Consider the following 25,624-nt stretch of genomic DNA (forward strand, 5'->3'; position numbering starts at 1 on the left):
TGTGGCCTACGCCACCAGAAAGTGAGCACCCTGCCGATTGACCAGAGAGGGCAACCGACAATGGACCTGATCGAGCGATCGAAACCCCACGTGCTGGAGATGTTCCGGATCGTCATCGCGCTGCTGTTCACGTTCCACGGCACCGCGACCCTGTTCAGCTTCATGGGCACGCCGCGCAGCGGTGTCACCCCGGAGATCGGGCAGTGGCCCACCTGGTGGGCGGCGGTGATCCAGCTGGTGGCGGGCGCGCTCGTGCTCGTCGGCCTCACCACCCGAATCGCGGCGCTGCTGTGCTCGGGCTCGATGGCCTACGCGTACTTCGTCGCGCACCAGCCGAAGGACCTCTCCCCGCTGACCAACGGCGGTGAGCTCTCGGCGCTGTTCTGCTGGGCGTTCCTGGTCATCGCCGTCATCGGCCCCGGCCGCTGGGCGCTGGACACGGCGCTGGCGAAGATCCGGACGGCGTCGTCGGCGGAGCAGGCCAACGACGGCTTCCTCATCCCCGCGTGACCGTCAGGCGGCCTGCGCGGGGACCGGCGCAGGCCGCCTTGGTTCCACGTGGAACCAGCACTAGCCGATGGCGCGGTCGAGGAAGTCGGCAACGACCCGGCGGTTCCACTCGACGAGCCCGTGCGGGTCGCCCCGCAGCAGCGCCTCCGCGTCGGTGAACGACGCGTGCGTGGCGTGCGGCGCGCTGAGGGCGCTGTGCGGGCCCTCCGAGTGCGCCATGAGCGCCCGCCACGACGGCTTGGGCGGTCCGGCGCCGACGAGGAGGAACGGGCGGCAGAGGCCAGCCTGGGCGACCTGGATGAGGTCGCTGCCGTCGTCGGTGAACGCGTAGGACAGCTGCCCGTCGAAGTTGACCGCCGCCTGGATGCGCGCGTCCTCGTACATGGCCTGCAGTCCGGCGGCCCCACCCGCCGAGTGCCCGACCACGGCGACCCGCCGCAGATCCATCCGGAACCGCGCCGCCACGTGCGGCAGCTGGTCGAGCACGAACCGCAGGTCGGCCACCCGGGTGTCGAGCACGGTCTTGATCAGCTCGCGGGACGGCTCCGCGTCGAACAACACGCTCCGCACGACCCGCCCGCCCGGGAACTGCACGCCGGAGGAGTCGTAGGTGTGGTCGATGGTGATGACGACGTGGCCTCGGCTGACCAGGTCGTCCACCAACCCGGTGTTCCAGGCCCGCGCGTCCCCCAACCCCGGCGAGTAGATGACGACCGGCCACCGCCCCTCCCTGACCGGCACGTCCCGGTAGGCGTGCGTGCGCGTCGCGGCCCAGTCGAAACCCCCCGGCTCGACCCCGTAGTTGAACCGCCCGGCCAACTCCCCGAACGCCGCCGCCTCCCCCGCCCCGAACTGCGCCGCCGCCTCCCCCGCCTCCCACCGCGCCGGATACCGGATGTCGACCATCAGCTCCCGATAGTCCACACCCCCCAACGGATCCCCGCGCTCCCGATCGACGACCCGTAGCGAGCCGACCCCCACCGGCAGCTCCCCGGACGGAGCGGGCAACCCGGCGGTCAACCCAAGAACGGCCACAGTAGACACAATCGCGTTCTGCATACACCCCAACGTAAGCGCGCGACCGCCGCGCGGAATCGGGGTTTACCCCGAAGACGACCCGGAAGCGGGCCACGAGATTCCCTGCCTTCATCGGCACCGCGATCGGCCGTACCGTGGACCCATCCGACTGGAGGTGATGGCCTCTTGACCAGCAACGACGTGAGCCTGGGCGCGCGCGTCAAGCGGGCGCGGACCCGCCGCCTGCTCACCCAGGAGCAGTTGGCCGAGAAAGCGCAGGTCAGCGTCGACCTGGTGCGGAAGCTGGAGCAGGAGGTGCGGCACACGGCGAGCATGAGTTCGCTGACCCGCCTGGCACGGGCGTTGGACATCGAGCTTCCCAGGCTCCTCGGGCAGGCAGGCACGATCCAGGCGACGGTCGACGAGGCAGCGGTGGGCATCCTCGCCATCCGCGACGAGCTGAGCGCCCTCGACCACTTCCCCGGACTCGGCGACGACAACGTCTTCGACGATGAGCCGCCCACCATCGAGCACCTGCACAGCGCGCTCAAGGAAGCCGAGCACATCCGCCAGCACGGCAGCTTCGCGCAGCTCGGGGCCATGCTGCCCGGTCTGATGGCCGAAGCCCGGGCCGCCACCCGGGCGCTCTCCGGTCAGGACCAGGTGGCGGCATACGGCTTGTTGTCCGAAGCCCTCCAGATCGCCTCGACCATGATGACCGGGCTCGGCAAGGCGGACATCGGCTATATCGGCCTCATCCGCGCTCAGGAAGCAGCCGAGAAGTCCGACGACGAGTTGCTCCACGCCATGAACGTCTCGGCCCTGTCTTGGGTCTTCTTCAAGCAAGGTCGGCTCGCCGACGCCGAGAACGCGGCACTGCGCCAAGCCGAGCGGATGGGTCCGGACTTCGTCCGCGACCCACCCGAACGCCTGGCCGTCTGGGGCATTCTCCTGCTGCGCGCCGCCAGCGCCGCCGTGCGCGACAAGCGGGTCGGGCGCAGCGACGAACACCTGAGCCTGGCACGCGCCGCGGCCGCCCGGATCGGCAGCGACCTCAACCTCTACGCCACCCCGTTCGGTCCGACCAACGCCAGCATCGCGGCGGTCAACGCCGCGGTGGAGAGCGAACAGTTCGACAAGGCGCTGACCCTCGCCGAGGAGCTGCCGCGACAGGGCTGGGTCTCGCCGACCTGGCGAGCCCGCCACCTGCTCGACCTCGCCATCGCCCACAGCGAACTCGACCACGACGAAGCCGCGGTCGACCAACTCCTGGCAGCCGAGCGAACCGCCCCGGAGTGGCTGCGCTACCACACCTTGGGCCGACAAACAGTCCGCGAACTGGCAGAACGCGCCAAGCGCCGCCAAACACCCGTGCAACACCTCGCCGACCGCCTGGCCGTCGACGTGTGATCCCGCCCCGGGCCAGTTGGTGGGCTCAGGATCGGCGACCGACCGCCCTCGAACGACTGATCATCCTCGGCAGTCGGGCGCTGCAGGACGTCGAGCAGGCGGCCCGGTGATCGACGAAGGCCCAGCAGGCGGGGCGATCCCGGCTACTGGGCCTTCGGTCGTTCAGGTGTGGAGACGAGGGGAATCGAACCCCTAACCCCTGCCTTGCAAAGGCAGTGCTCTGCCAATTGAGCTACGTCCCCGAATCGGACACGAGGGGTCGTGTCCGACAAGCCTCACTTGGCGGGCGCGGTGGCCTCACGCCACAGGTTGGCCTCTGCCTTGGCCGCGCTCTTGCGACGCACGACGAACAGCACCCCACCGACGATGGCGGCCAGCGCGAGAACCTTCTTCACGACCCCTGCCTCCTCATAACCTCTGGACCGCCCGGGAAGGGCGCTCGCCCCAGTCTAGCCACCGGCCCGGTCACCTGGTCGGGCGATGCCGGGAATGATGAAGGGCGACCCGTGTGCTCGGATCGCCCTCATCCCGGGTGGGCCTAGGAGGACTTGAACCTCCGACCCCTTCGTTATCAGCGAAGTGCTCTAACCGCCTGAGCTATAGGCCCGTGGGAACGAACGAAAGGCTACAGCAGCCCGCCGCCCGGCCCCAAACCGGGTGGTCACTCGCGCTCGGCGAGGGTGACCTCCAGGCCGCCCGCCAGGTCGGCGGACACGTTGTAGACGAACGCGCCGACCGTCGCCAGGGCGCTGAACAGCACGATGTTGATCGCGCCGATGATCGCCGCGATGCCGAACACGCGGCCCGCGCTGATCAGCGGGTCGCCGCCGCCCGCGGTGTTGGCGTTGAGCAGTTCGTCGGAGATGCCGTTGACCTTGTCCCAGACGCCCATGCCGTCGAGCACCGCGTACAGCGCGCCGACGGCGACCAGCCAGACGAAGAACAGGGCCACGCCCAGGACCAGCGACAGCTTGAGCACCGACCACGGGTCGAAGCGCTTGATCTGCAGGTTGGCCCGGCGCGGGCCGCGGCCGGGCCTGCGCAGGGCCGAGGGGGGACTGCTGCTCGCGCCGAGGCCGCTGAGGCCGCCGGTGCCGAAGCCGCCCGTGCGCACGCCGCTGTCGTGCACCTCGTTCGGCGCCGGTGCGCCCCCGAAAAGCCGGGGCGCCGCGGAGCCGCTGACCACGGGGCGCTGCACCGTGACGGTGGCCGCGTCGTGGTTGTCGCCCGCCGTGGGCCAGCTCGGGGAGTCGCCGTTGACCGGCAGGTGCTGGGTGGCGTCCTGCGCCGTCCCGGCCTGCTCGTCGGCGTTGACCCGCTGCCAGGGCGGTGGGGTGGCCACCGCCGCCTGGTCGTCGGCGCGGTCGTCGGCCTCGTTGTCCGTCTGCCCGGCGGCGATGACCGAGGTGCGCTCTGCGGGGCCCTCCGGCTCGGTGCCTTCCGGCTTGTCGGGTGCTGTCACCTGCGAAATCCCCTACGTCTCGCTGCCTGCGTCGGTCTGCGCCTCTGTGCCATCGGTCTCGACACCGCCATCGATCTCGCCGCCGCCTTCGACGACACCGCCCTCGGCGCCCTCCACGACACCGCCGTCGGCGATGGCGTCGTCGGGCTCCTCGGCGCTGCGGGCGATGGCTACCAGGGTGGTCCCCTCTCCCAGGTTCATCAACCGCACGCCCTTCGTCTGGCGGCCCGCCTTGCGCACCTCGCGGGCGCTGGTCCGGATGACGCCGCCCGAGGACGTGATCGCGTACAGCTCGTCGCTCTCGTCGACGATCAGCGCTCCCACCAGCCTCCCACGCCGCTCGTCGTGCTGGATGGTGAGCACGCCCTTGCCGCCGCGACCCTGGGCCGTGTAGTCCCCGATCGGCGTGCGCTTGGCGTACCCACCCCGGGTCGCGACCAAAACAAACGTGTCCTCGCGGACCACGCCGACGGTGAGCAGCTCGTCGCCGGAGTTGAACCGCATGCCGGTGACGCCGGAGGTCGCCCGGCCCATCGGGCGCAGCGCGTCGTCGTCGGCGTGGAAGCGGATGGACTGGCCGCCCGCGGAGATGAGCAGCAGGTCGTCGTCGGCCGCGCACAGCACCGCGCCGACCAGCTCGTCGTCCTCACGCAGGTTGATACCGATGAGACCACCCGATCGGTTGCTGTCGAAGTCGGCCAGGCGCGACTTCTTCACCAGGCCGTTCTTCGTGGCCAGCACCAGGTACGGCGCGACCTGGTAGTCCTTGATCTGGATGACCTGGGCGATGGTCTCGTCGGGCTGGAACGCCAGCAGGTTCGCCACGTGCTGCCCGCGCGCGGCCCGGTTGGCCTCGGGCAGCTCGTACGCCTTCGCGCGATAGACACGACCCTGATTGGTGAAGAACAGGATCCAGTCGTGGGTGGAGCACACGAAGAAGTGCGCCACGATGTCGTCCTGCTTGAGCCCCGCGCCCTGCACGCCCTTGCCGCCGCGCTTCTGCGCCCGGTACAGGTCGGTCTTGGTGCGCTTGGCGTACCCGGTCCGGGTGATGGTGACGACGACGTCCTCGACCGCGATCAGGTCCTCGACCGACACGTCGCCGTCGAACGGCACGATCCGGGTGCGCCGGTCGTCGCCGTGCTTCTCGACGATCTCCATCAGCTCGTCGCGCACGATGTGGCGCTGGCGCTCGTCGCTGGCCAGGATCGCGTTCAGCTCGCCGATGTAGCGCTCGATCTCGCCGAGCTCGTCGATGATCCGCTGCCGCTCCAGGGCGGCGAGGCGGCGCAGCTGCAGCTCCAGGATCGCGGTCGCCTGGATCTCGTCGACCTCGAGCAGCGACATCAGGCCCACGCGCGCCTCGTCGGCCGACGGCGACCGGCGGATCAGGGCGATGACCTCGTCGAGCTGGTCGAGCGCCTTGTGGTAGCCGCGCAGGATGTGGGCGCGCTCCTCGGCCTTGCGCAGCCGGTAGCGCGTGCGCCGGACGATGACCTCGATCTGGTGCTTCACGTAGTGGCGCACGATCTGGTCCAGCCGCAGCGTGCGCGGCACGCCGTCGACCAGGGCCAGCATGTTGACGCCGAACGTGTGCTGCAGCTGGGTGTGCTTGTAGAGGTTGTTCAGCACGACCTTGGCGACCGCGTCGCGCTTGAGCCCGATGACGATGCGCATGCCGCTGCGCCGGTTGGACTCGTCGGCGATCTCGGAGATGCCGGTGAGCTTGCCGTCGCGCACCAGCTGCGCCATGTTCTCGATCAGGTTGTCCGGGTTGACCTGGTAGGGCAGCTCGGTGACGACGAGGATCGTGCGCCCCTTGGCGTCCTCCTCGACCTCGACGACCGCCCGCATCCGCACCGACCCCCGGCCGGTCCGGTAGGCCTCCTCGATGCCCGCGGTCCCCAGGATCAGCCCGTGCGTCGGGAAGTCCGGCCCCTTGACCCGCAGCATGAGCTGCGCCAGCGTCTCCTCGTCGTCGGCGTCGGGGTTGTCCAGCGCCCAGACGACACCGTCGGCGACCTCGCGCAGGTTGTGCGGCGGGATGTTGGTCGCCATGCCGACGGCGATGCCGCTGCCGCCGTTGACCAGCAGGTTCGGGATGCGCGCGGGCAGGACCTTGGGCTCACTGGTCTTGCCGTCGTAGTTCGGCGCGAAGTCGACGGTGTCCTCGCCGATGTCGCGCAGCATGTCCATGGCCAGCGGCATGAGCCTGGCCTCGGTGTACCTCATGGCGGCTGCCGGGTCGTTGCCCGGGGAGCCGAAGTTGCCCTGGCCGTCGACCAGGGGGTAGCGCATGGACCACGGCTGGGCCAGGCGGACGAGGGTGTCGTAGATCGACGAGTCGCCGTGGGGGTGGTAGTTGCCCATGACGTCGCCGACGACGCGGGAGCACTTGACGTAGCTGCGTTCGGGGCGCAGGCCCGTGTCGTACATGGAGTACAGGACGCGGCGGTGGACCGGCTTGAGGCCGTCGCGGACGTCCGGCAGGGCCCGGGACACGATCACGCTCATCGCGTAGTCGATGTACGAGCTCTGCATCTGCTGCTGGATGTCGACCGGCTCGATGCGATCGCCTGGCGGCGGCAAGGTCTCGGTCACGGCAGGTGAATCCCTTCGAGCGGTGTGTCGGCGCGGCGTGCGGACGCCGGATCAGCCATCGATCGATCAGACATCGAGGAAGCGGACGTCCTTGGCGTTGCGGGTGATGAAGGAGCGCCGGGCGTCGACGTCCTCGCCCATGAGCACGCTGAACAGCTCGTCGGCCTGGGCGGCGTCCTCGAGGTTGACCCGCAGGAACAGCCGGTTGGCCGGGTCCATCGTGGTCTCCCACAGCTCCTCGGCGTTCATCTCGCCGAGACCCTTGTAGCGCTGGATGCCGTCCTCTTTGTTGATCTTCTTGCCCGCGGCGATGCCCGCCTCGAGCAGGCCGTCGCGCTCGGGGTCGGAGTAGGCGTACTCGGGCTCGGAGCGCTGCCACTTGATCTTGTAGAGGGGCGGCTGCGACAGGTACACGTGCCCGTGCTCGATGAGCGGGCGCATGAACCGGAACAGCAGGGTGAGCAGCAGGGTGGTGATGTGCTTGCCGTCGACGTCGGCGTCGGCCATCAGCACGATCTTGTGGTAGCGCAGCTTGGCGAGGTCGAAGTCCTCCTGGATGCCCGTGCCCAGCGCGGTGATCAGGCTCTGCACCTCGGTGTTCTTCAGCACGCGGTCGATGCGCGCCTTCTCCACGTTGATGATCTTCCCGCGGATCGGCAGGATCGCCTGGAACCGCGAGTCGCGCCCGTCCTTGGCCGAGCCGCCCGCCGAGTCGCCCTCGACGATGTAGAGCTCGCACTCCTCGGGGTTGGTCGAGCGGCAGTCGCGCAGCTTGCCGGGCAGGCCGCCGATGTCCAGCGCGCCCTTGCGGCGGACCAGCTCGCGGGCCTTGCGCGCGGCCATCCTGGCCTGCGCGGAGGACACCGCCTTGGTGACGATCAGCTTGGCCTCGGTCGGGTTGCGCTCGAACCAGTCGGCCAGCCACTCGTTGCAGGTGGCCTGGACGAACGTCTTGGCCTCGCTGTTGCCCAGCTTCTGCTTGGTCTGGCCCTCGAACTGCGGCTCGGACAGCTTCACCGACACGATCGCGGCCAGGCCCTCGCGCACGTCGTCGCCGCCGAGGTTGGCGTCCTTCTCCTTGAGCAGCTTCTTGTCGCGCGCGTAGAGGTTGACCACGCGGGTCAGCGCCGCGCGGAAGCCCTCCTCGTGCGTGCCGCCCTCGGGGGTGTTGATCGTGTTGGCGAAGGTGTGCACCGACTCGCTGTAGCCGGTGTTCCACTGCATCGCGACCTCGACCTGGATGCCCTTGTCCTTGTCCTCGGCCTCGAAGGCGATGACGTTGCGGTGCAGGGGCTCGCGGGCGTGGTTGATGTGCTTGACGAAGTCCTCGAGCCCGCCCGGGTAGTGGAACGTGCGCTCCTTGACCCGCGCGGCCTGGCCGACCACGTCCTCGGCCGCCTCCTCGTCGGAGACGCGCTCGTCGCGCAGGGAGATCGTCAGGCCCTTGTTGAGGAAGGCCATCTCCTGCAGGCGCCGGGCGACGGTCTCGGCGTTGAAGGTGGTGGTCTCGAAGATCTTGCCGTCCGGCCAGAAGCTGATCGAGGTGCCGGTCTCCTCGGTCTCCTCGCCGCGCTGCACGGGGGTGACCGGCTCGGAGTCGCGGTACTCCTGGCGCCACACGTGGCCCTGGCGCTTGACCTCGGCGTACAGCCGGGTGGACAGCGCGTTGACCACGGAGATGCCGACACCGTGCAGACCGCCGGAGACGGCGTAGCTGTCGCTGTCGAACTTGCCGCCCGCGTGCAGGACGGTCATGACGACCTCGAGCGCGGAGCGCTTCTCCTCGGGGTGCTCGTCGACGGGGATGCCGCGGCCGTCGTCGTCGACCCGGACGCCGCCGTCGGCCAGCAGCGTGACCTCGACCCTGGTCGCGTGGCCTGCCATGGCCTCGTCGACGCTGTTGTCGACGACCTCCCAGATCAGGTGGTGCAGGCCTGGCTCTGCCGTGGAACCGATGTACATGCCGGGGCGGAGTCGGACGGCCTCCAGACCCTTGAGGACCCCGATGGAACCGGCACCGTAGGTGTTCTCCTGCTTGTCAGCCACGTGGCGGTGTCTCCTCAGGCGATCGGTCTGCTTCGTGGGCGGCGGCCGTTGGTCTGGGGGCCCGCGCGTGCCTGTCGCCCATACTACTGGTGCGCCGTTTCAGAAGCGGCCCAAGGACCCGCCTGTTTTGCTCACAGACGCCCCGATCGAGAGTGGCGCGGGTCCGGACGCCGGTCACGGCACTTCAAGCCGCGATTTTCAACCGTAGGTATCGCGAGGCCCGCGCCCGGGGACGTGCCGGGGGCCGTAGCGCCAACTCGGCGCCGCGGGGCCCTGCACCTTCAGCCTGCGGACCACGCCAGCGCCCACGCCCGCGGCGATCCGGGCGAGCAGCTGGCGCTGGAGCAGCCGCAGCTGCGTGGCCCACGCGGTGCTCTCCGCCTGCACGGTCAGCTCGCCGTCCTTGAGCGACAGCGGCTTGGCGTGCTCGGCGACCTCCGCGCCGACCAGGGCGGCCCACCTGCCGAACACGCGGCCGCCCGCGAGCTGGTCGGACCAGCCGCGGTCGGCGGCCAGCCTGGAGGCAAGTCTGCCCAACGGCTGCGGATCGCGCTCGTCGGCGCCGGGCCCCGACCAGCGGCGACGCCTGCGCGCGCCGGTCGCTGTTCCACGTGGAACACCGCGCCTCGGCTTGGCGCGGGCCTGCTTGCGGGCCGCCTCGAGGGCGGCGCGGGCGAGGTCCGGTCCGCGCAACGCCTCGTCACGCTCTGTACCGGGTTCACGCCCGGGTGTGGATGACTCACCGGATCCGGTCGCGCCCGCTAGGCCGAACGCTCGCTCGGTGACCGTGTTATCCACACTATCCACAGGGTTGTCCCCAGATGTGGGGTTCTTCCGGCCGGATCTGGTCACCGGTTGTGGTCCAGCGCTAGTCCGATCGGGTTCGGCGAACAGCGCGCCGCCGAAGAGGTCATCGGACACGCTGCACCTCCCCGTCGGCCACCCGGTACCGCGCGCCGTCCAGCTCCTCGGGCACGTCCTCGGCGACCGCGGCGGTGACGATCACCTGCTCGGCGGCGAGCGCGGTCTCGGCGAGGCGCTCCCGCCGGGCCCGGTCGAGCTCGGCGAAGACGTCGTCGAGGATGAGCACCGGCTCGCTGCCCTCGGCGCGCAGCAGTTCGTAGGAGCCTAGGCGCAGGGCGAGCGCGAAGGACCAGGACTCGCCGTGGCTGGCGTACCCCTTCGCCGGGAGGTCGCCGAGCGCGAGCTCCAGCTCGTCGCGGTGCGGGCCGACCAGGCTGACGCCGCGCTCCAGCTCGGCGTCGCGGCGCTCGGCCATGGCGGTGAGCAGCGCGTCGGACACGACGGCGAGGTCCGCGGGCACGTCGTCGCCGTATCCCGAGGGCAGCCCGACACCGGCGCGGTAGGCGATGCGGGCGGGCGCTGACTCCGGCGCGACCCCGGCGTAGGCCTCGGCGACCCTCGGCCGCAGCGCGGCGACGAGGTCGAGCCGGGCCGCGAGCAGCTGCGCGCCGTGCGCGGCGAGGTGGCCGTCCCACACGTCGAGGGTGGACAGCGCCTCCGGGTCGGCGCGGCGGGCGCGCCGGTTCGCGGCCGCGCTCTTGAGCAGGGCGTTGCGCTGGCGCAGCACCTTGTCGTAGTCGGCGCGCACCCCGGCGTAGCGCGGGGCGCGCTGGACGAGCAGGTCGTCGAGGAACCGGCGCCGCTCGCCCGGGTCGCCGCGGACGAGGGCCAGGTCCTCGGGCGCGAACAGCACCGTGCGCAGGATGCCCAGGACGTCGCGGGGCCTGCCGACCGCGCCCCGGTTGACCCGCGCCCGGTTGGCCTTGCCCGGGGTGATCTCCAGTTCCACGGTCAGCTCGCGGTCGTCGTTGACCACGGCCAGCCGCACGATGGCGCGCTGCGCGCCGTGCCGGACCAGCGGCGCGTCGGCGGCGACCCGGTGCGATGACAGGGTCGCCACATAGCCGACCGCCTCGACCAGGTTGGTCTTGCCCTGGCCGTTGCGGCCGACGAGCACCGAGGGGCCCGGCTCCAGGTCCAGGTCGGCGCGCTCCCACGAGCGGAAGTCGGCCACCTGTAAGTGCCGGACGTGCATCTAGTGTGTTTCGCCTGCCCCCGAGGTGGGGCCCGCCTTGTGCACCGCGTGGCCGCCGAACTGGTTGCGCAGCGCGGACACCGCCTTCATCGCGGGCGAGTCGGGCTGGCGGGAGCCGAACCGGGCGAACAGCGCCGCGGAGATCACCGGGGCGGGGACGGCGTGGCGCACCGCCTCCTCGACGGTCCACCGGCCCTCGCCGGAGTCCTCGACGTACCCGCTGATCCCACTGAGCCTCGGGTCCTCGTCCAGCGCCTTGACCAGCAGGTCGAGCAGCCACGACCGGACCACGGTGCCGCGCGTCCACGCCTTGAGCACGCCGCGCACGTCGGTGACCTCGCTGGCCGCGTCGAGCAGCTCGTAGCCCTCGGCGTAGGCCTGCATCAGGCCGTACTCGATGCCGTTGTGCACCATCTTCGCGTAGTGGCCCGCGCCGGTGGCCCCGGCGTGCACGAAGCCCTCCTCGCGGGGACCCTCCGGGCGCAGCGCGTCGAAGATCGGCATGGCCCGCTCGACGAACTTCGCGTCGCCGCCGACCATCAGGCCGTAGCCGTTCTCCCGGCCCCAGACCCCGCCGGACACGCCGACGTCGAGGTAGCCGACGCCGTCGGCGGCGAGCAGGTCGGCGTTGCCGCGGTCGTCGGTGTAGCGGGAGTTGCCGCCGTCGATGACGAGGTCGTCCTCGCTGAGCAGGTCGCCCAGCTCGGCGACGACGGTGCGGGTCGGCTGGCCCGCGGGGACCATGACCCACACCGTCCGCGGCGCTTCCAGCTTGCCGACCATGTCGGCCAGCGACTCGGCGTCGCTGACCTCGGGGTTGCGGTCGTAGCCGACGACCTCGTGCCCGGCGGCGCGCAGCCGCTCGCGCATGTTGAAGCCCATCTTGCCGAGGCCGACGAGTCCGAGCTGCACGGTGCTCCTCTCGGTTGGAGCCGGGTCAGCCGGGAAGGCGGACCGGCATGAGCAGGTAGAGGTACCCGGGGGTGACCTCCCCATCCTCCCCGACCGGCTTGATCAACGCAGGCCGGTTCGGCGTGGTGAACGACAGCTCCGCGCGGTCGGCGTGCAGGGCGGCCAGGCCGTCCTGCAGGTAGGCCGGGTTGAACGCGATGGTGACCGGGTCGCCGGTGAACTCCACCGGCAGCTCCTCCTCCGCGCTGCCCTCGTCGTCGCCGCCCGCGGACAGGCGCAGGCCGCCGTCGGCGAACTCCAGCCGGACCTGGGTGCCGCGCTCGGCCACCAGCGACACGCGCTTGATCGCCTCGACCAGCGGGGCGACGGCGATGATCGCGCTGGAGCTCTGCTCGTTGGGCAGCAGCTGGCGGTAGCGCGGGAACTCCGCGTCGAGCAGCCGGGTGGTCGCGCGGCGGCCGGAGCCGGACAGGCCGAGCAGGCCGTCGCCGGAGGACAGCGCCAGCTCGACGGTGCGCCCGGAGGAGCCGAGCGCCTTGGCGGCGTCGGCCAGGGTGCGGGCCGGGACGAGCACGGCGGCGTCCTCGACGTCGCCGCTGGGCTTCCACTCGAACTCGCGCATGGCGAGGCGGAAGCGGTCGGTGGCGACCAGGGTGAGCTTGTCGCCCGCGATCTCCACCCGCACGCCGGTCAGCATCGGGAGCGTGTCGTCCTTGCCCGCGGCCACGGCGACCTGGCTGACGGCCTGGCCGAAGACCTCGCCCGCGGCCTCACCGGCGTGCTGGGGCATGGCGGGCAGCGACGGGTAGTCCTCGACGGGCATGGTCGGCAGGCTGAACTTGGCGCTGCCGCAGGTGATGGCGACGCGCGCGCCGTCGACGGAGATCTCCACCGGCTGGGCGGGCAGCGCCTTGGTGATGTCGGCGAGCAGCCGCCCGGAGACGAGGGTGCGGCCCTCGTCGGCGATCGTGGCGGGCACGTTGACCGTCGCGGAGACCTCGTAGTCGAAGCCGGAGACGGTCAGGCCGGACGCGCTGTCGGCGCCGTCGGCCGCCGTGGCGTCCAGCAGCACACCGCCGAGGACGGGCACCGGAGGCCGAGAAGGAAGGCTGCGCGCCACCCAGGCGACAGCGTCGGCGAGGCTGTCGCGCTCGACGCGGATCTTCATGGGAGTCCTTTCCACCGCCCGTGCGGGTCGACCACGCCGGGGGCGTGACCCGGGTGGGCTGTCCACGCTGTAGGGCCCAACCGTAGAGCGTTCACGGCGTGGTCGTCATGTCGGGGCGGGCGAGCGGGAGGGGCGGTCCCGGCCCGCTGTCCCCAGATTCGGCGATCCCCTGTTTCTTCTTTTTGTTCTTGTGGAGGAAGAGCAAAGACAGCAGTAGTAGTAAGGGCTGTGGGTTGTGTGGACAACGCCCGTCCTCGCAGGTCACCCGGCGCGGATCGATGTGGACGACCGGGGCATGGAGCCCGTGGACAACTCGGCCCGCCCGTGGACAGCTCGAGCCTGTGGACGAGCGCTCCACAGACCGGCCCGGTTGTCCACAGCGCGATCCCCAGTTGTGCACCGAGTAGCCCCCAGGCTGTCCCGACGCCACCCACAGGGCTGTGGATGGCCGAACCGCACCCGATCGGTGACACAGATCTCCGCTCCGGCCCTCCACGGCCGCAATAAAACCTCCGGCCATCCAGTGAAGCTATGGCCAAGTGTGATTGTTCCCGCCGCGTCGCGTGACCGCATAGTGACGGTGCGCCTCGCGCAACCCTGCGCGCGGGGCGATCCCTGCATATGGAAGGAGAAGCCGGAATGCGGCTTCGGAAGATCGCGGCGGCCTTCGCCGCGGCGGCGACCTGTACCGGCGGGTTGATCGCACTGACAGGCCCGGCCCAGGCCGCGCCGCCGAGCTCGACAACAGGTGATGTGCAGCCGTACATCATCGGCGGCGACCCCGCGTCGGAGAACTACCCCTTCTACACCAAGCTGCTGTCCAACGGCCGCTTCGGCTGCGGCGGCTCGCTGATCGCGCCGCTGTGGGTCGTCACCGCCGACCACTGCATCGGCAGCGTCACCTCCGTGCGCATCGGCGGGACCACCCTGTCCTCGGGCGAGTCGCGCACGGTCGTGCAGCAGATTGGCGGCCCGAGCGGCTACGACATCGCCCTGCTGAAGCTCGGCAGCGCGTCGACGCAGACCCCCATCAAGATCACCGACACCGCGCTGACCGCGGGCACCGCGGTGCGGATCATGGGCCACGGGCAGACCTGCCCGACCCGCGGCTGCGGCAGCGCCCCGAACCAGCTGATGCAGCTCGACACCACGCTGCTCTCCAGCGGCTGCACCGCGGGCTACCAGCCGAACTACGAGCTGTGCGTCGGCGACTCCTACGGCGCGGGCGCCTGCTACGGCGACTCCGGCGGCCCGCTGGTCGTGCGGGCGAACAACCGCTGGGAGCTCGGCGGCGCCACCAGCCGCGCGGGCCAGGGCCAGCCGACCTGCGCCGAGGCGCCGTCCATCTACATGAAGGTCCCGGCGTTCAAGTCGTGGATCGAGGGCTACACCGGCGACCTCGACGGCGGCGGCCCCGACCCCGACCCGGAGCCGGGCAACTGCTCCGAGGAGACCTTCACCGGCTCGCTGAACGCGGGCGGCTCGGTCTACCAGCCCAACGGCAGCTACTACTACAGCAGCGCCTCCGGCACCCACCGCGGCTGCCTCGCGGGCCCCTCGGGCGCCGACTACGACCTGTACCTGCAGAAGTGGAACGGGTCGACCTGGGCCAACGTGCAGTCGGGCACCACGCCCGCTGCCAGTGAAGAGGTCGAGTACAACGGCACGGCCGGTTACTACCGCTGGCGCGTGCACGCCTACAGCGGCTCGGGCAGCTACACGCTGAAGACCGACAAGCCGTAACCCCTGACCGACGGCCCCCGAGCGGATGGACGGATCCGCTCGGGGGCCGTCGCTCGTGTCGGGGGTCAGCCGCGCGCGCGCTGCTTGATGCGGGTGGTGAGCTCCTGCACCTGGTCGTAGACCCGGCGGCGCTCGGCCATTTCCTTGCGGATCTTCTTGTCGGCGTGCATGACCGTGGTGTGGTCGCGGCCGCCGAAGGTCTGGCCGATTTTGGGGAGTGACAGGTCGGTCAGCTCACGGCACAGGTACATGGAGATCTGCCGGGCGGCCGCAAGCGCTTTCGTCTTGCCGGGGCCGCAGAGGTCGTCGATGGAGACGCCGAAGTACTCGGCAGTGACGGCCATGATCGTGGCCGCGGAGATCTCCGGGGCCTGGGAGTCCGGGATGAGGTCGCGCAGCACGATCTCGGCCAGGCCGACCTCGACCGGCTGCCGGTTGAGCGAGGCGAACGCGGTCACCCGGATCAGGGCGCCCTCCAGCTCGCGGATGTTGGCCTCGACCCGGGCGGCGATGAACTCCAGCACCTCGCCGGGGACGGCCAGGCGGTCCTGGGCCGCCTTCTTCCGCAGGATGGCGATGCGGGTCTCCAGCTCCGGCGGCTGGATGTCGGTGATCAGGCCCCACTCGAACCGCGTGCGCAGCCGGTCCTCCAGGGTCTCCAGCCGCTTGGGCGGCCGATCGGAGGACACCACGATCTGCTTGTTGGCGTTGTGCAGCGTGTTGAAGGTGTGGAAGAACTCCTCCTGGGTGCCTTCCTTGCCCTCCAGGAACTGGATGTCGTCCACCAGCAGCACGTCGATGTCGCGGTAGCGGCGCTGGAAGGCCACCTTGCGGTCGTCGCGCAGCGAGTTGATGAAGTCGTTGGTGAACTCCTCGGTGGACACGTACCGCACGCGCATCCCCGGGAACAGGCGCTGCGCGTAGTGGCCCACGGCGTGCAGCAGGTGCGTCTTGCCCAGCCCGGACTCGCCCCAGATGAACAGCGGGTTGTACGCGCGGGCGGGCGCCTCGGCCACCGCGACCGACGCCGCGTGCGCGAAGCGGTTGGACGCGCCGATGACGAACGTGTCGAAGGTGTACTTCTCGTTCAGCCGGGTCTTGGACGTCTGCGGCTGCGCGGGCGCGGTGTAGGGCTGGCCGGTCGCCGGGCGGCTGCCGTTGAACGTCGGCCAGATCTCGTGGACGGCGGCGAGCGCGTCGCCCTCCTCGTCCACCTCCTCGCCGTCGTCGTCGGCCGCGGCGCCCGGAGGGGCCACGACGGGCGCGTCGACCGGCAGCGCGACCGGCTCGGCGACGGGGACCTCGATCGGGGCGGGCACCGGCTGCGGGACGGGGGCGGGCGCGGTGTCGACCTTGACGGCCAGCGACACGACCCGGCCGAGCCTGCGGGAGAGCGCGGAGGTGATCGGCTCGCGCAGCGCGCGCTCGATCGCCTCCTTGGCGAACTCGCTGGGCGCTGACAGCAGCGCCGTCTCGTCGAGCAGGCCGATGGGGCGGGTCATCCGCATCCAGGCGCGCTGTGAGGGAGACAGTGTTCCGGCGGACAGCTCGCGCACGACCTGCTCCCAGACCACGCCCAGATTCATCTGGTGGTCGGACATCGACGCCGCTCCCCTCCCCTCCGACGGCCCCCGCACGCCGGGTGTCCGGCGCTCATCCACAACAGTTGTCCACAACTGTGCACGAAGGTACGGCGAACCGCGGCGACACCCCGTGGCGGGTCAACGGTACTCAGTGGTCCGGCACGGTCGGCCCGGCAGGGGCTCCCATCGGCGTCCGGCAAGCCAAGAGCCCGCACGCTAACAAGGACGGCCGGTCGCCACAAGACGCGATCCCCGGGTACCCGGATTTGTCCCCGCCAGAGCGGGTGCGTACTCTCATAAGGTCTCCCGCTTGCGGCGGGCGAGTTCTGCGTGCCCGCACCGTGAGCGGCTTGCGCGCGATCCGCCTGGGCCGTGCCCGCGCGAGACCCGACCTACGGCCAGAACGACTGGCAGGGCTAGTACCCGGGAGATAGAGCTGTGAGCAAGCGCACCTTCCAGCCGAACAACCGTCGCCGCGCCAAGACGCACGGCTTCCGCCTGCGGATGCGCACCCGTGCGGGTCGCGCGATCCTCGCCGCCCGTCGGCGCAAGGGCCGCGACAAGCTGTCGGCCTGAGCCCAACCGCCGCCGTGCTCCCCGCGGCCGCCCGGCTGACCAGCAGCGCGGACTTCCGGCTGGTGACCCGCGGGGGTCGCCGGGCGGGCCGCACCCGGCTGGTGGTGCACGCGGTGGCGGGCCCAGCGGACCCCGAAGCCGACCCCGGTTCGCCGAGGGTCGGTTTCGTCGTGAGTAAGGCCGTGGGCAACTCGGTGGTCCGCCACCGGGTGTCCCGGCGGCTGCGCCACCTCGTGCGCGACCGGCTCGGAACTCTGCCGCCGGGCAGCGCGTTGGTCGTGCGGGCGTTGCCGCGCGCCGCCGAGGCGACCAGCGCCGAGCTCGGCGCGGACCTCGACGCCGCGCTTCGCAAGCTCCGGCTGTCGAGTGGTGATGAGTCGTGACGGTAGGGACCGCGCCGAGCCTTGGTGCCCGGGTGCTGCTGGCTCCCGTGCGCGCCTACCGCAGGTGGATCTCGCCGCTGCTGCCGCCCGCGTGCCGCTTCTACCCCAGTTGCAGCGCCTACGCCGCCGAGGCCCTCACCGAGCACGGTGCGCTGCGCGGCTCGTGGCTCGCGCTGCGCCGCCTGCTGCGCTGCGGCCCGTGGCACCCCGGCGGACTGGACCCGGTGCCGCCGCGGCACCCCGAGAACCTGACCGGGACCGGCCCGGCTGACGTGAGAGCTGCCGAGGAGTAGTTCGTGCTCGATTTCATCTACTACCCGGTGTCCTTCATCCTGTGGTGCTGGCACTGGGTCTTCGGTCACATCTTCGGTGAGTCCAGCGCGGTCTCGTGGGCGCTGGGCATCGTCTTCCTCGTCTTCACCCTGCGCGCGATCATGTTCAAGCCCATGGTCAAGCAGGTGCGCTCCATGCGGAAGATGCAGGAGTTCGCCCCCGAGATCAAGAAGCTGCAGAAGAAGTACGCCAACGACCGGCAGAAGCTCGCGCAGGAGATGCAGAAGCTGCAGTCCCAGCACGGGGTCAACCCGCTGGGCGGCTGCCTGCCGATGCTGCTGCAGATCCCGGTCTTCATCGGCCTGTTCCACGTCCTGCGCGAGTTCGAGCCGGGCAAGACCGAGAACTACTTCTTCGACGCCCAGGGCGTGCAGTCCTACCTCGACGCCAACCTGTTCGGCGCGCGGCTGAGCAACTGGATCACCCAGCCCGGCGCCGAGCTCGCCGCCTACGGCGTCGACCGGACCTCGGTCATCCTGGTCGCGATCCCGCTGATGATCCTCGCCAGCGTGCTGACCCACCTGACCGCGCGGCACTCGGTGGCCCGGCAGAACCCGGACGCGGCCACCCAGCAGACCGCGATCATGAACAAGCTGACGCTCTGGATCTTCCCGCTGGGCGTCCTCGTCGGTGGCTTCTTCTTCCCCATCGGTCTGCTGATGTACTGGCTGAGCAACAACAGCTGGACGCTCATGCAGCAGCACGTCGTCTACCAGAAGATCGACAAGGAGGAGGCGGCCGCGAAGGCCGCCGCGATCGAGAAGCGCTCGGCCGCCGCGCCCAAGCCCGGGCAGAAGCCCGCCCAGGCGAAGAAGGCCGCCCCGCCGCGCAAGCCCGCCGACGACGTGAACGCCAAGCCGGACGCCAAGCCGGACGCCAAGCCCGCGACCGGCGGCGCCAAGCCCGCCGCGGCCAGCAAGCCGCGTCCCGGCGCGAAGCCGCAGACCGGCAAGCCGTCGGGCGGCACCCAGGTTCCCGGTCCGAGCGCGGACCGTTCCCGTAAGAAGTCAGGTCGCAAGAACCGCTGAGGCGTCGCTCGACCTGGAGAGGAGTTACCGTGCCGGAGACGGTGCAGGAGCCTGAGACCACCACCGCCGAGGAGGTGCCGGTCGAGAAGGCGGCCGCCACCGAGGACCTGTTGGTCAAGGAGGGCGACATCGCGGGCGACTACCTGGAGCGCCTGCTCGACATCCTGGACTACGACGGGGACATCGACCTCGACGTCGAGGCCAGCCGCGCGGTCGTGAGCATCGACGGCGGCGAGGACCTGGACAAGCTCGTCGGTCCTCGGGGCAGCGTCCTCGAGTCGCTGCAGGAGCTGACCCGGCTGGCGGTGCAGCAGGAGACCGGCACCCGCAGCAGGCTGATGCTCGACATCGCCGGGTGGCGCGCCGCCCGCCGCGAGGAGCTGGCCGACCTGGGCCGGGCGACCGCCGAGAAGGCGCTGTCGACCGGCGAGCGGATCCGGCTGCAGCCGATGACGCCGTTCGAGCGCAAGGTCGTGCACGACGCGGTCGCCACCGTGAAGGGCGTGCACAGCGAGAGCGAGGGCGAGGACCCCCGACGCCGGGTGGTCGTCTTCCCGCAGTAGGCGTGGTTCAGGAAGAGGCGCGGTCCGCTCCAGCGGGCCGCGCCTCTTTCGTGTTTCACGTGAAACACCGGGGAGTCTGCTGCGGCGGTCGCGGGGGCATCGGCGACAATCTCTGCAACGCACTGTTTCACGTGGAACATCGGAAGGCATATGACGAACCTTGATCGGGACCGGGTGTCGTCGGTCTTCGGAGACCGGACCGGGCTCGCGGAGCGGTTCGTCGAACTGCTGGCCGTGCACGGCGTCGCCCGCGGCCTGATCGGGCCGCGCGAGGTGGACCGGCTGTGGGACCGGCACGTGCTCAACTCCGCCGTCATCGCCGAGGTGCTGCCCGAGCGGGGCCGCGTGGTGGACGTCGGGTCCGGTGCCGGGCTGCCCGGCATCCCGCTGGCGATCGCCCGGCCCGACCTGAGCATCACGCTCGTGGAACCGATGGCGCGACGGGTGGCGTGGCTGGACGAGGTGGTAGAGACTCTGGGCTTGTCGTCCGTCGCCGTGGTGCGCGGGCGGGCCGAGGAGCCCGCCGTGCGTGACCGGGTCACCGGGGCCGATGTGGTCACCGCCCGCGCGGTCGCTCCCCTGGGCAAGCTCAGTGCATGGTGCCTGCCGCTGCTGCGGACGGGTGGCCGGATGGTCGCGCTCAAGGGGGCCAGCGCGGCCGAGGAGATCGAGCGGGACCGCGCGGAGATCCGGCGCGCGGGCGGGGGCGACCCCAGGATCGAGCGGTGCGGCGCCACCGTGGTGGATCCGCCGACCACCGTGGTGGTGGTCGAACGGCTGCCGCGGCGGACCGGGAAGGACCAGCGTGCACGTCGAGGCTGAGAACGGAGCGAGGATGTTCCACGTGAAACACCGGCGGTCGGAGGGGGACCGATGAGCCAGCCGACCGCGGCGTCCGTCGCCGGATGGACGCCCATCGAGGAGGAAGCCGCCCGGGCGACCCGGATCAAGCACCCGGACCGGATGTTCCCCCGGCCGCTGAGCCGTCGCGTGCTGACCGTGGCCAACCAGAAGGGCGGCGTCGGCAAGACGACGAGCACGGTGAACCTGGCCGCCGCGCTGGCGATGCATGGACTGCGCGTGCTCGTCATCGACCTCGACCCTCAGGGCAACGCGAGCACGGCGCTCGGCGTCGACCACCGCTCGGGCACGCCGTCGGTCTACGAGGTGCTGCTGGGCGAGCTGTCCCTGGCCGAGGCCGCGCAGCTGAGCGACCAGTCGGACCGGCTGTTCTGCGTGCCCGCCACGATCGACCTCGCGGGCTCGGAGATCGAGCTGGTGTCGATGCAGGGCCGGGAGTCCCGGCTCAAGGAGGCGCTCTCCGACGAGGCGCTCGACCAGATCGACCCCGACTACGTGTTCATCGACTGCCCGCCGTCGCTGGGGCTGCTGACCGTCAACGCGATGGTCGCCGCCCAGGAGGTGCTCATCCCGATCCAGTGCGAGTACTACGCGCTGGAGGGGCTGAGCCAGCTGCTGCGCAACATCGAGCTCGTGCAGACGCACCTCAACCGCGCGCTGTCGGTGTCGACGATCCTGCTGACGATGTACGACGGCCGCACCAAGCTGGCCGACCAGGTGACCAACGAGGTGCGCACCCACTTCGGCGAGACCGTGCTGCGGACCGTCATCCCGCGCAGCGTGAAGGTGTCCGAGGCGCCGGGCTACGGCCAGACGGTCCTCGCGTACGACCCCGGTTCCCGGGGCGCGATGAGCTACCTCGACGCCGCGCGGGAGATCGCCGAACGCGGAGCGGCCCAGTGAGCGCGGCCGGTGGCGGCCGCAAGGGTGGACTGGGCCGCGGCCTCGCGGCCCTCATCCCGCAGGGCCCGCCCGCCGCGCCGGTGTCCAACGGGCTGAAGCTGCCCACTCCCCCGGCCGAGGCGCCCGCGGCCGAGCCGGTCGCGGGCGCGGTCTACCGCGAGGTGCCGACCGCGGCGGTCACGGCGAACCCGAAGCAGCCCCGGCAGGTCTTCGACGAGGACGCGCTCGCCGAGCTGGAGCACTCGATCCGCGAGTTCGGCCTCATGCAGCCGATCGTGGTGCGGGAGCTGAACGATGCCTACGAACTGGTGATGGGCGAGCGGCGGCTGCGCGCCGCCCAGCGCGCGGGCCTGGAGCACATCCCCGCGATCGTCCGCCAGACCGCCGACGACGCCATGCTGCGCGACGCGCTGCTGGAGAACATCCACCGGGTGCAGCTCAACCCGCTGGAGGAGGCGGCGGCGTACCAGCAGCTGCTGGACGAGTTCGAGGTGACCCACGAGGAGCTGGCAGGCCGCATCGGCCGCAGCCGCCCGGTCATCACGAACACCATCCGGCTGCTGCGCCTGCCCCTGCCGGTCCAACGCCGCGTCGCGGCGGGCGTGCTGTCGGCCGGTCACGCCCGCGCGCTCCTCGGGCTCGACGACCCGGGCGCGCAGGAGGACCTGGCGACCCGCATCGTGGCCGAGGGCCTGTCGGTGCGGGCGACCGAGGAGGCGGTGACGCTCGCCAAGGGCGCTCCCCCGCCGAAGGCCAAGCCCGCCCCGCGCAAGCCGATGCACGCCCCCGGCCTCCAGGACGTCGCCGACCGCCTGTCCGACCGGTTCGACACCCGCGTCAAGGTCGAACTCGGCAAGCGGAAGGGTCGGATCGTGGTCGAGTTCGGCTCGGTGGACGACCTCGAGCGGATCGTCGAGCTGATGGCGGAAAAAGGGATAAATCAGACATGAAACGGTCGTAGGGAACCATACCGGCCGCTTTCGTCACGGTGACGATGACCGTTGGTGGTCGTCGTCGTGGCTCGCCGTAGCCGACCCGGGAAGGCGCTCCGCGAACTCCGCGGGCGCGACCACACCCGCGAAATCCGGCGGTTCGGCGAACGTGGCCCGCTGGAACAGCGCCTTGGCGCGGAAGGTCGAGTTGTGGAAGCGGGCGGGCCCGGTGAAGGTCGCGTCGTAGAAGCGGGCGTCCCCCGCGAAGGTCACGCCGTTGAACCACGCGGCGCCGACGAAGGTCGCGTTGGCGAACCGCGCGCCGCGCACCCGGGTGTTGGTCATGTTGAACTCGACCAGCACCGCACCGCTGAGGTCGAGATCGATGTCCGGCCAGAACGACTCGCTCGGGACGTTCTGGTGGCGTAGGTGCGCGGACAGGATCCGCTGGGCGGTCACCCGGACCTGCCGCTCCTGGGCCGAGGCCAGGTCGTCCGGGTCGTCGGTGAACGGCATCCGCAGGTACGCGCAGAGGACGTTGACGATGGTCTGGCGTTGGGACGGGTTGTCCTGGGCCAGGCGCTCCATCGCGTACAGCCCCGCCAGGCGCACCGGCGCCTTGTCCGAGCCGAGCTGCTCGGCCGCCTTGGTGTAGAGGTCGGTGATCCGCCGGGCGGCGGCGTCGGCCTCGGTCGCCGCGGCGACGCGCTCCTGCAGCGCGTACGCCTTCGCCACGTCCGCCTGGTCGCGCTCCTTCTGCCGCAGGCCGATCTCGGTGGACCGCTGCCGCCGCCAGGCGAGGTAGAGGGCGAACACGCCGCCACCGCCGAGCCCGACGCTCAGCCCGGTCCGCAGGGCGTCGAAGCGGGCGGTGACGAGCTCCGGTCCGCTGAGCCCGCTGGTGCCCGCCCACCAGAGGGCGACGACCAGGGCTGCGGTCGCGAGCGCGATCGCGGCGGCCACCGCGGCGATCAGCCTGCCGGACAGCGGCTTCAGGGGCGGGTCGGGACGGGTCGGCTGCGGGACGGGAGCACTGGCCACGACGTGATCATGGCAGCCGGGCGGGGTCAGCCGTGGCGGGTGATCGCGCGGTCGACCAGACCGGCGTAGATCTCGCCGAGGGAGCGGCCTGCCGCCTCGACGGCCATCGGGACCAACGAGGTCTCGGTCAGCCCGGGCGAGAGGTTGACCTCGAGGAAGTGCACGTCGCCGTCGCGGTCCACCACGGCGTCGGTGCGGGAGATGTCGCGCAGGCCCAGCAGGCGGTGGGCGGACACCGCGAGGTCGGCGACCTTCGCCGCGGTCTCCTCGGGCAGTCGGGCCGGGGCGTGGAACTCGGTGAGGCCCGCGGTGTACCGGGCGGTGTAGTCGTAGACGCCGTTGTGGGCGGTGATCTCCACCGCGGGCAGGGCCAGCGGGCCGTCCGGGGTGTCGATGACCGTGACGGCGACCTCGGTGCCCTCGACGTAGCGCTCGGCCAGGACGGTGTCGCTGTAGGCGAGGCAGCCGACCATCGCCGTGGGCAGGTCCGCGGCGTCGCGCACCACCTGGGCGCCGAGCGCGGAGCCGCCCTGGTCGGGCTTGAGCATCATCGGCAGGCCCAGGCGCTCGACCATCGCGTCGAGCACCGGCTGGGCGCCCAGCTCGCGGAACGTGCTGTGCGGGAGGACGACCCAGTCCGGGGTGAGCAGCCCGGCGCGGGCCAGCTCGGCCTTGGCGGTCGGCTTGTCCCACGCCCGGCGGCAGGCGTCGGCGTCGGTGCCGACGTACGGGATGTCCAGCAGCTCCAGGATCGTCTGGATGGAGCCGTTCTCGCCCTCGCCGCCGTGCAGGGCGACCACCACCGCGTCGGGGCGGTGCTCGCGCAGGCGCGGCAGCAGGGCGGCGTCGGCGTCCCACTCCTCCACCGTCACGCCGGTCGAGCGCAGGGCAGCCGAGACGCGCCTGCCGGACCGCAGCGACACGTCGCGCTCGTGGGACAGCCCACCGGCCAGGACGGTCACCCAGCGATCGGACACGACAGGACTCCTCAGCACGGCTGTTCCTCGGCACACGAAATCAGTGCCGACGGTACACCGGCACGATTCAGCGACCGCCGATCAGGCGGTGTCGGGCGAGGGGGCCTGCGCCCCGGACATCGCGCGCCTGGCCGTCGGGCCGAAGGTGCGCAGCAGCTCCAGCTCCTCGGCCAGCACCGACGCCAGCCTGCGGACGCCCTCGGTGATGCGCTCCGGCGGCGGGTAGCAGAACGACAGGCGCATCTGCCTGCTGCCGAACCCGTCGGCGTAGAAGCCGGTCCCGGGCACGTACGCCACCCGCGCGGTCACCGCGCGCGGCTGCATCGCCTTGGTGTCCACGCCCTCGGGCACGGTCAGCCAGACGAAGAAGCCGCCGTCGGGGCGGGTCCACGTGCAGCCCGGCGGCATGTGCTGCTCCAGCCCGGCCAGCAGCGCGTCCCTGCGCTCCCGGTACATCGTCTGGAACGACTTGATCTGGCCCTTCCAGTCGTGGGTGGCCAGGTAGCGCGACACCACGAGCTGGTTCAGCGTGGGCGGGCACAGCGCGGCCGACTCGGCGGCCAGCACCAGCTTCTCGCGCACGGCGTGCGGGGCCAGCGCCCAGCCCACGCGCAGGCCGGAGGCGAACGTCTTGGAGAACGACCCCAGGTAGATGACGTTGTCGCGGTCCATCGACCGCAGCGCGGGGTAGATCTGGCCGTCGAAGCCGAGCAGGCCGTACGGGTTGTCCTCGATGACCAGCACGTCGTGGCGCAGGCAGATGTCGAGGATCTCCGCGCGCCTGGGCACGGCCAGGGTCACGCCCGCGGGGTTCTGGAAGTTCGGGATCGTGTAGAGGAACTTGACCCGCTTGCCCGCAGCGCGGACGGCGGCGATGGCCTCCTCCAGCGCGGCCGGGACCAGGCCCTGCTCGTCCATGGCCACGTGGCGCACGTCGGCCTGGTAGGAGGCGAAGGTGCCCAGCGCGCCCACGTAGGACGGGCCCTCGGCGAGCACCACGTCGCCCGGGTCGCAGAAGATGCGGGTGACCAGGTCGAGCGCCATCTGCGAGCCGACGGTGACCACCAGGTCGTCCGGGTGCCCGTGCACGCCCTCCAGCGCCATGACCTCGCAGATCTGCTCACGCAGCTGCGGGACGCCGTGCGCGGAGCCGTACTGCAGGGCGGTCATGCCCTCCTCGGCGACGATGCTCGCCATCTGCTGGGACAGCGAGTCCAGCGGCAGCGCGGCCAGGTTCGGCATGCCGCCCGCCAGCGACACCACCTCCGGCCTGCTCGCCACCGCGAACAGCGCTCGCACCTCGGATGCGGTCATGCCCTCCGCCCGGGCCGCGTAGCGGCTCAGGTGGGGGTCGAGGCTGCGCGCCCCGCTTCGGTCCGGCGGCTGGTGCAAGCTGCTCACGACGCCTCCTCGCATGCGTTGTTCGAGTGTAACCGGAGGGGTGACGTCGGCCGGATAATCGCGTCTGCGGTTCCGACGCAGGTCACATCGCCCTATCCTGTCCCGGTAAGGGAAC

Annotated in this window: 23 protein-coding genes, 2 tRNA genes and 1 pseudogene; 11 read left to right on the forward strand and 15 right to left on the reverse strand. The window is 71.2% G+C overall.

Features of this window, described 5'->3' with window-relative positions:
* Window positions 1-60: 60 nt before the first annotated feature.
* Window positions 61-510, forward strand: coding sequence for a DoxX family protein (locus tag IEY98_RS04675; RefSeq protein ID WP_189209003.1), 450 nt, complete (start codon window positions 61-63; stop codon window positions 508-510).
* Window positions 511-570: 60 nt separating this feature from the next.
* Here the strand turns inward: IEY98_RS04675 and IEY98_RS04680 are convergent, their stop codons facing one another.
* Window positions 571-1,434 carry an alpha/beta hydrolase family protein gene (locus tag IEY98_RS04680; protein WP_189209004.1) on the reverse strand — a complete coding sequence of 288 codons (864 nt, stop codon included), beginning with the start codon at window positions 1,432-1,434 and terminating at the stop codon, window positions 571-573.
* Window positions 1,435-1,713: 279 nt separating this feature from the next.
* On the opposite strand from IEY98_RS04680, the gene IEY98_RS04685 reads away from it, so the two are divergent.
* Complete coding sequence (locus IEY98_RS04685; protein ID WP_229786579.1) at window positions 1,714-2,937, forward strand: helix-turn-helix domain-containing protein; 1,224 nt, start codon at window positions 1,714-1,716, stop codon at window positions 2,935-2,937.
* A 169-nt stretch (window positions 2,938-3,106) separates the two neighbouring features.
* On the opposite strand, the gene IEY98_RS04690 is transcribed toward IEY98_RS04685, so the two are convergent.
* The 10 genes and pseudogenes from IEY98_RS04690 to dnaN all read right to left on the reverse strand — a co-directional run bounded on the left by IEY98_RS04690 (window position 3,107) and on the right by dnaN (window position 13,185).
* Window positions 3,107-3,179, reverse strand: a tRNA-Ala gene (locus IEY98_RS04690).
* A gap of 36 nt (window positions 3,180-3,215) precedes the next feature.
* A pseudogene (locus IEY98_RS32410) lies at window positions 3,216-3,332 on the reverse strand (DLW-39 family protein); the annotation flags it as partial.
* Window positions 3,333-3,470: 138 nt separating this feature from the next.
* A tRNA-Ile gene (locus IEY98_RS04695) sits at window positions 3,471-3,544 on the reverse strand.
* A gap of 54 nt (window positions 3,545-3,598) precedes the next feature.
* Window positions 3,599-4,399 (reverse strand): DUF3566 domain-containing protein, encoded by an 801-nt coding sequence (locus IEY98_RS04700; protein WP_189209005.1) that lies wholly within the window; start codon window positions 4,397-4,399, stop codon window positions 3,599-3,601.
* Window positions 4,400-4,411: 12 nt separating this feature from the next.
* Entirely contained in the window at window positions 4,412-7,000 is a 2,589-nt protein-coding gene (gene gyrA, locus IEY98_RS04705; RefSeq protein WP_189209006.1) for a DNA gyrase subunit A, read from the reverse strand.
* A 66-nt stretch (window positions 7,001-7,066) separates the two neighbouring features.
* Entirely contained in the window at window positions 7,067-9,046 is a 1,980-nt protein-coding gene (gene gyrB / locus IEY98_RS04710; protein WP_189209007.1) for a DNA topoisomerase (ATP-hydrolyzing) subunit B, read from the reverse strand.
* A 198-nt stretch (window positions 9,047-9,244) separates the two neighbouring features.
* Window positions 9,245-9,739: a DciA family protein gene (locus IEY98_RS04715; RefSeq protein WP_189209008.1), complete on the reverse strand. Its 495-nt coding sequence runs from the start codon at window positions 9,737-9,739 to the stop codon at window positions 9,245-9,247.
* A 217-nt stretch (window positions 9,740-9,956) separates the two neighbouring features.
* Window positions 9,957-11,105, reverse strand: coding sequence for a DNA replication/repair protein RecF (recF, locus tag IEY98_RS04720; RefSeq protein ID WP_189209009.1), 1,149 nt, complete (start codon window positions 11,103-11,105; stop codon window positions 9,957-9,959).
* A complete protein-coding gene (gene gnd, locus IEY98_RS04725) occupies window positions 11,106-12,017 on the reverse strand; it encodes a phosphogluconate dehydrogenase (NAD(+)-dependent, decarboxylating) (protein ID WP_258905373.1) in 912 nt (303 codons plus the stop codon).
* Between the two features lie 25 nt (window positions 12,018-12,042).
* Window positions 12,043-13,185, reverse strand: coding sequence for a DNA polymerase III subunit beta (gene dnaN, locus IEY98_RS04730; protein WP_189209011.1), 1,143 nt, complete (start codon window positions 13,183-13,185; stop codon window positions 12,043-12,045).
* Between the two features lie 639 nt (window positions 13,186-13,824).
* On the opposite strand from dnaN, the gene IEY98_RS04735 reads away from it, so the two are divergent.
* A complete protein-coding gene (locus IEY98_RS04735; protein ID WP_229786584.1) occupies window positions 13,825-14,928 on the forward strand; it encodes a S1 family peptidase in 1,104 nt (367 codons plus the stop codon).
* A 65-nt stretch (window positions 14,929-14,993) separates the two neighbouring features.
* Here the strand turns inward: IEY98_RS04735 and dnaA are convergent, their stop codons facing one another.
* Window positions 14,994-16,529 carry a chromosomal replication initiator protein DnaA gene (gene dnaA / locus IEY98_RS04740; RefSeq protein ID WP_189209012.1) on the reverse strand — a complete coding sequence of 512 codons (1,536 nt, stop codon included), beginning with the start codon at window positions 16,527-16,529 and terminating at the stop codon, window positions 14,994-14,996.
* Window positions 16,530-16,949: 420 nt separating this feature from the next.
* On the opposite strand from dnaA, the gene rpmH reads away from it, so the two are divergent.
* The 8 genes from rpmH (at window position 16,950) to IEY98_RS04780 (ending at window position 22,108) form a co-directional block, all read left to right on the forward strand.
* Window positions 16,950-17,087: a 50S ribosomal protein L34 gene (rpmH, locus tag IEY98_RS04745; RefSeq protein ID WP_189209013.1), complete on the forward strand. Its 138-nt coding sequence runs from the start codon at window positions 16,950-16,952 to the stop codon at window positions 17,085-17,087.
* Between the two features lie 14 nt (window positions 17,088-17,101).
* Window positions 17,102-17,470, forward strand: a complete 369-nt coding sequence (rnpA, locus tag IEY98_RS04750) for a ribonuclease P protein component (RefSeq protein WP_189209014.1) — start codon at window positions 17,102-17,104, stop codon at window positions 17,468-17,470.
* Window positions 17,467-17,763, forward strand: a complete 297-nt coding sequence (gene yidD, locus IEY98_RS04755; RefSeq protein ID WP_189209015.1) for a membrane protein insertion efficiency factor YidD — start codon at window positions 17,467-17,469, stop codon at window positions 17,761-17,763. The genes rnpA and yidD overlap by 4 nt, the downstream gene beginning before the upstream one ends.
* Before the next feature lie 3 nt (window positions 17,764-17,766).
* Window positions 17,767-18,831, forward strand: a complete 1,065-nt coding sequence (gene yidC, locus IEY98_RS04760) for a membrane protein insertase YidC (RefSeq protein WP_189209016.1) — start codon at window positions 17,767-17,769, stop codon at window positions 18,829-18,831.
* A 74-nt stretch (window positions 18,832-18,905) separates the two neighbouring features.
* Entirely contained in the window at window positions 18,906-19,394 is a 489-nt protein-coding gene (locus IEY98_RS04765) for a Jag family protein (protein WP_373292350.1), read from the forward strand.
* Window positions 19,395-19,544: 150 nt separating this feature from the next.
* The gene (gene rsmG / locus IEY98_RS04770) at window positions 19,545-20,216 is read left to right on the forward strand and encodes a 16S rRNA (guanine(527)-N(7))-methyltransferase RsmG (RefSeq protein WP_189209018.1); all 672 of its coding nucleotides are present in this window, start codon (window positions 19,545-19,547) and stop codon (window positions 20,214-20,216) included.
* 51 nt (window positions 20,217-20,267) lie between these two features.
* A complete protein-coding gene (locus IEY98_RS04775; RefSeq protein WP_189209019.1) occupies window positions 20,268-21,158 on the forward strand; it encodes a ParA family protein in 891 nt (296 codons plus the stop codon).
* Complete coding sequence (locus IEY98_RS04780; protein WP_189209020.1) at window positions 21,155-22,108, forward strand: ParB/RepB/Spo0J family partition protein; 954 nt, start codon at window positions 21,155-21,157, stop codon at window positions 22,106-22,108. Before IEY98_RS04775 ends, IEY98_RS04780 begins: the two co-directional genes overlap by 4 nt.
* Before the next feature lie 33 nt (window positions 22,109-22,141).
* On the opposite strand, the gene IEY98_RS04785 is transcribed toward IEY98_RS04780, so the two are convergent.
* From IEY98_RS04785 to IEY98_RS04795, 3 genes are all read right to left on the reverse strand, one after another.
* Entirely contained in the window at window positions 22,142-23,131 is a 990-nt protein-coding gene (locus IEY98_RS04785; RefSeq protein WP_189209021.1) for a pentapeptide repeat-containing protein, read from the reverse strand.
* 26 nt (window positions 23,132-23,157) lie between these two features.
* Window positions 23,158-24,108 carry a D-alanine--D-alanine ligase family protein gene (locus IEY98_RS04790; RefSeq protein ID WP_189209022.1) on the reverse strand — a complete coding sequence of 317 codons (951 nt, stop codon included), beginning with the start codon at window positions 24,106-24,108 and terminating at the stop codon, window positions 23,158-23,160.
* An 81-nt stretch (window positions 24,109-24,189) separates the two neighbouring features.
* Window positions 24,190-25,509, reverse strand: coding sequence for an aminotransferase-like domain-containing protein (locus IEY98_RS04795; RefSeq protein WP_229786586.1), 1,320 nt, complete (start codon window positions 25,507-25,509; stop codon window positions 24,190-24,192).
* Between the last annotated feature and the right edge of the window lie 115 nt (window positions 25,510-25,624).

The organism is Actinokineospora fastidiosa (assembly GCF_014648415.1).
Classification (GTDB): Bacteria; Actinomycetota; Actinomycetes; order Mycobacteriales; family Pseudonocardiaceae; genus Actinokineospora; species Actinokineospora fastidiosa.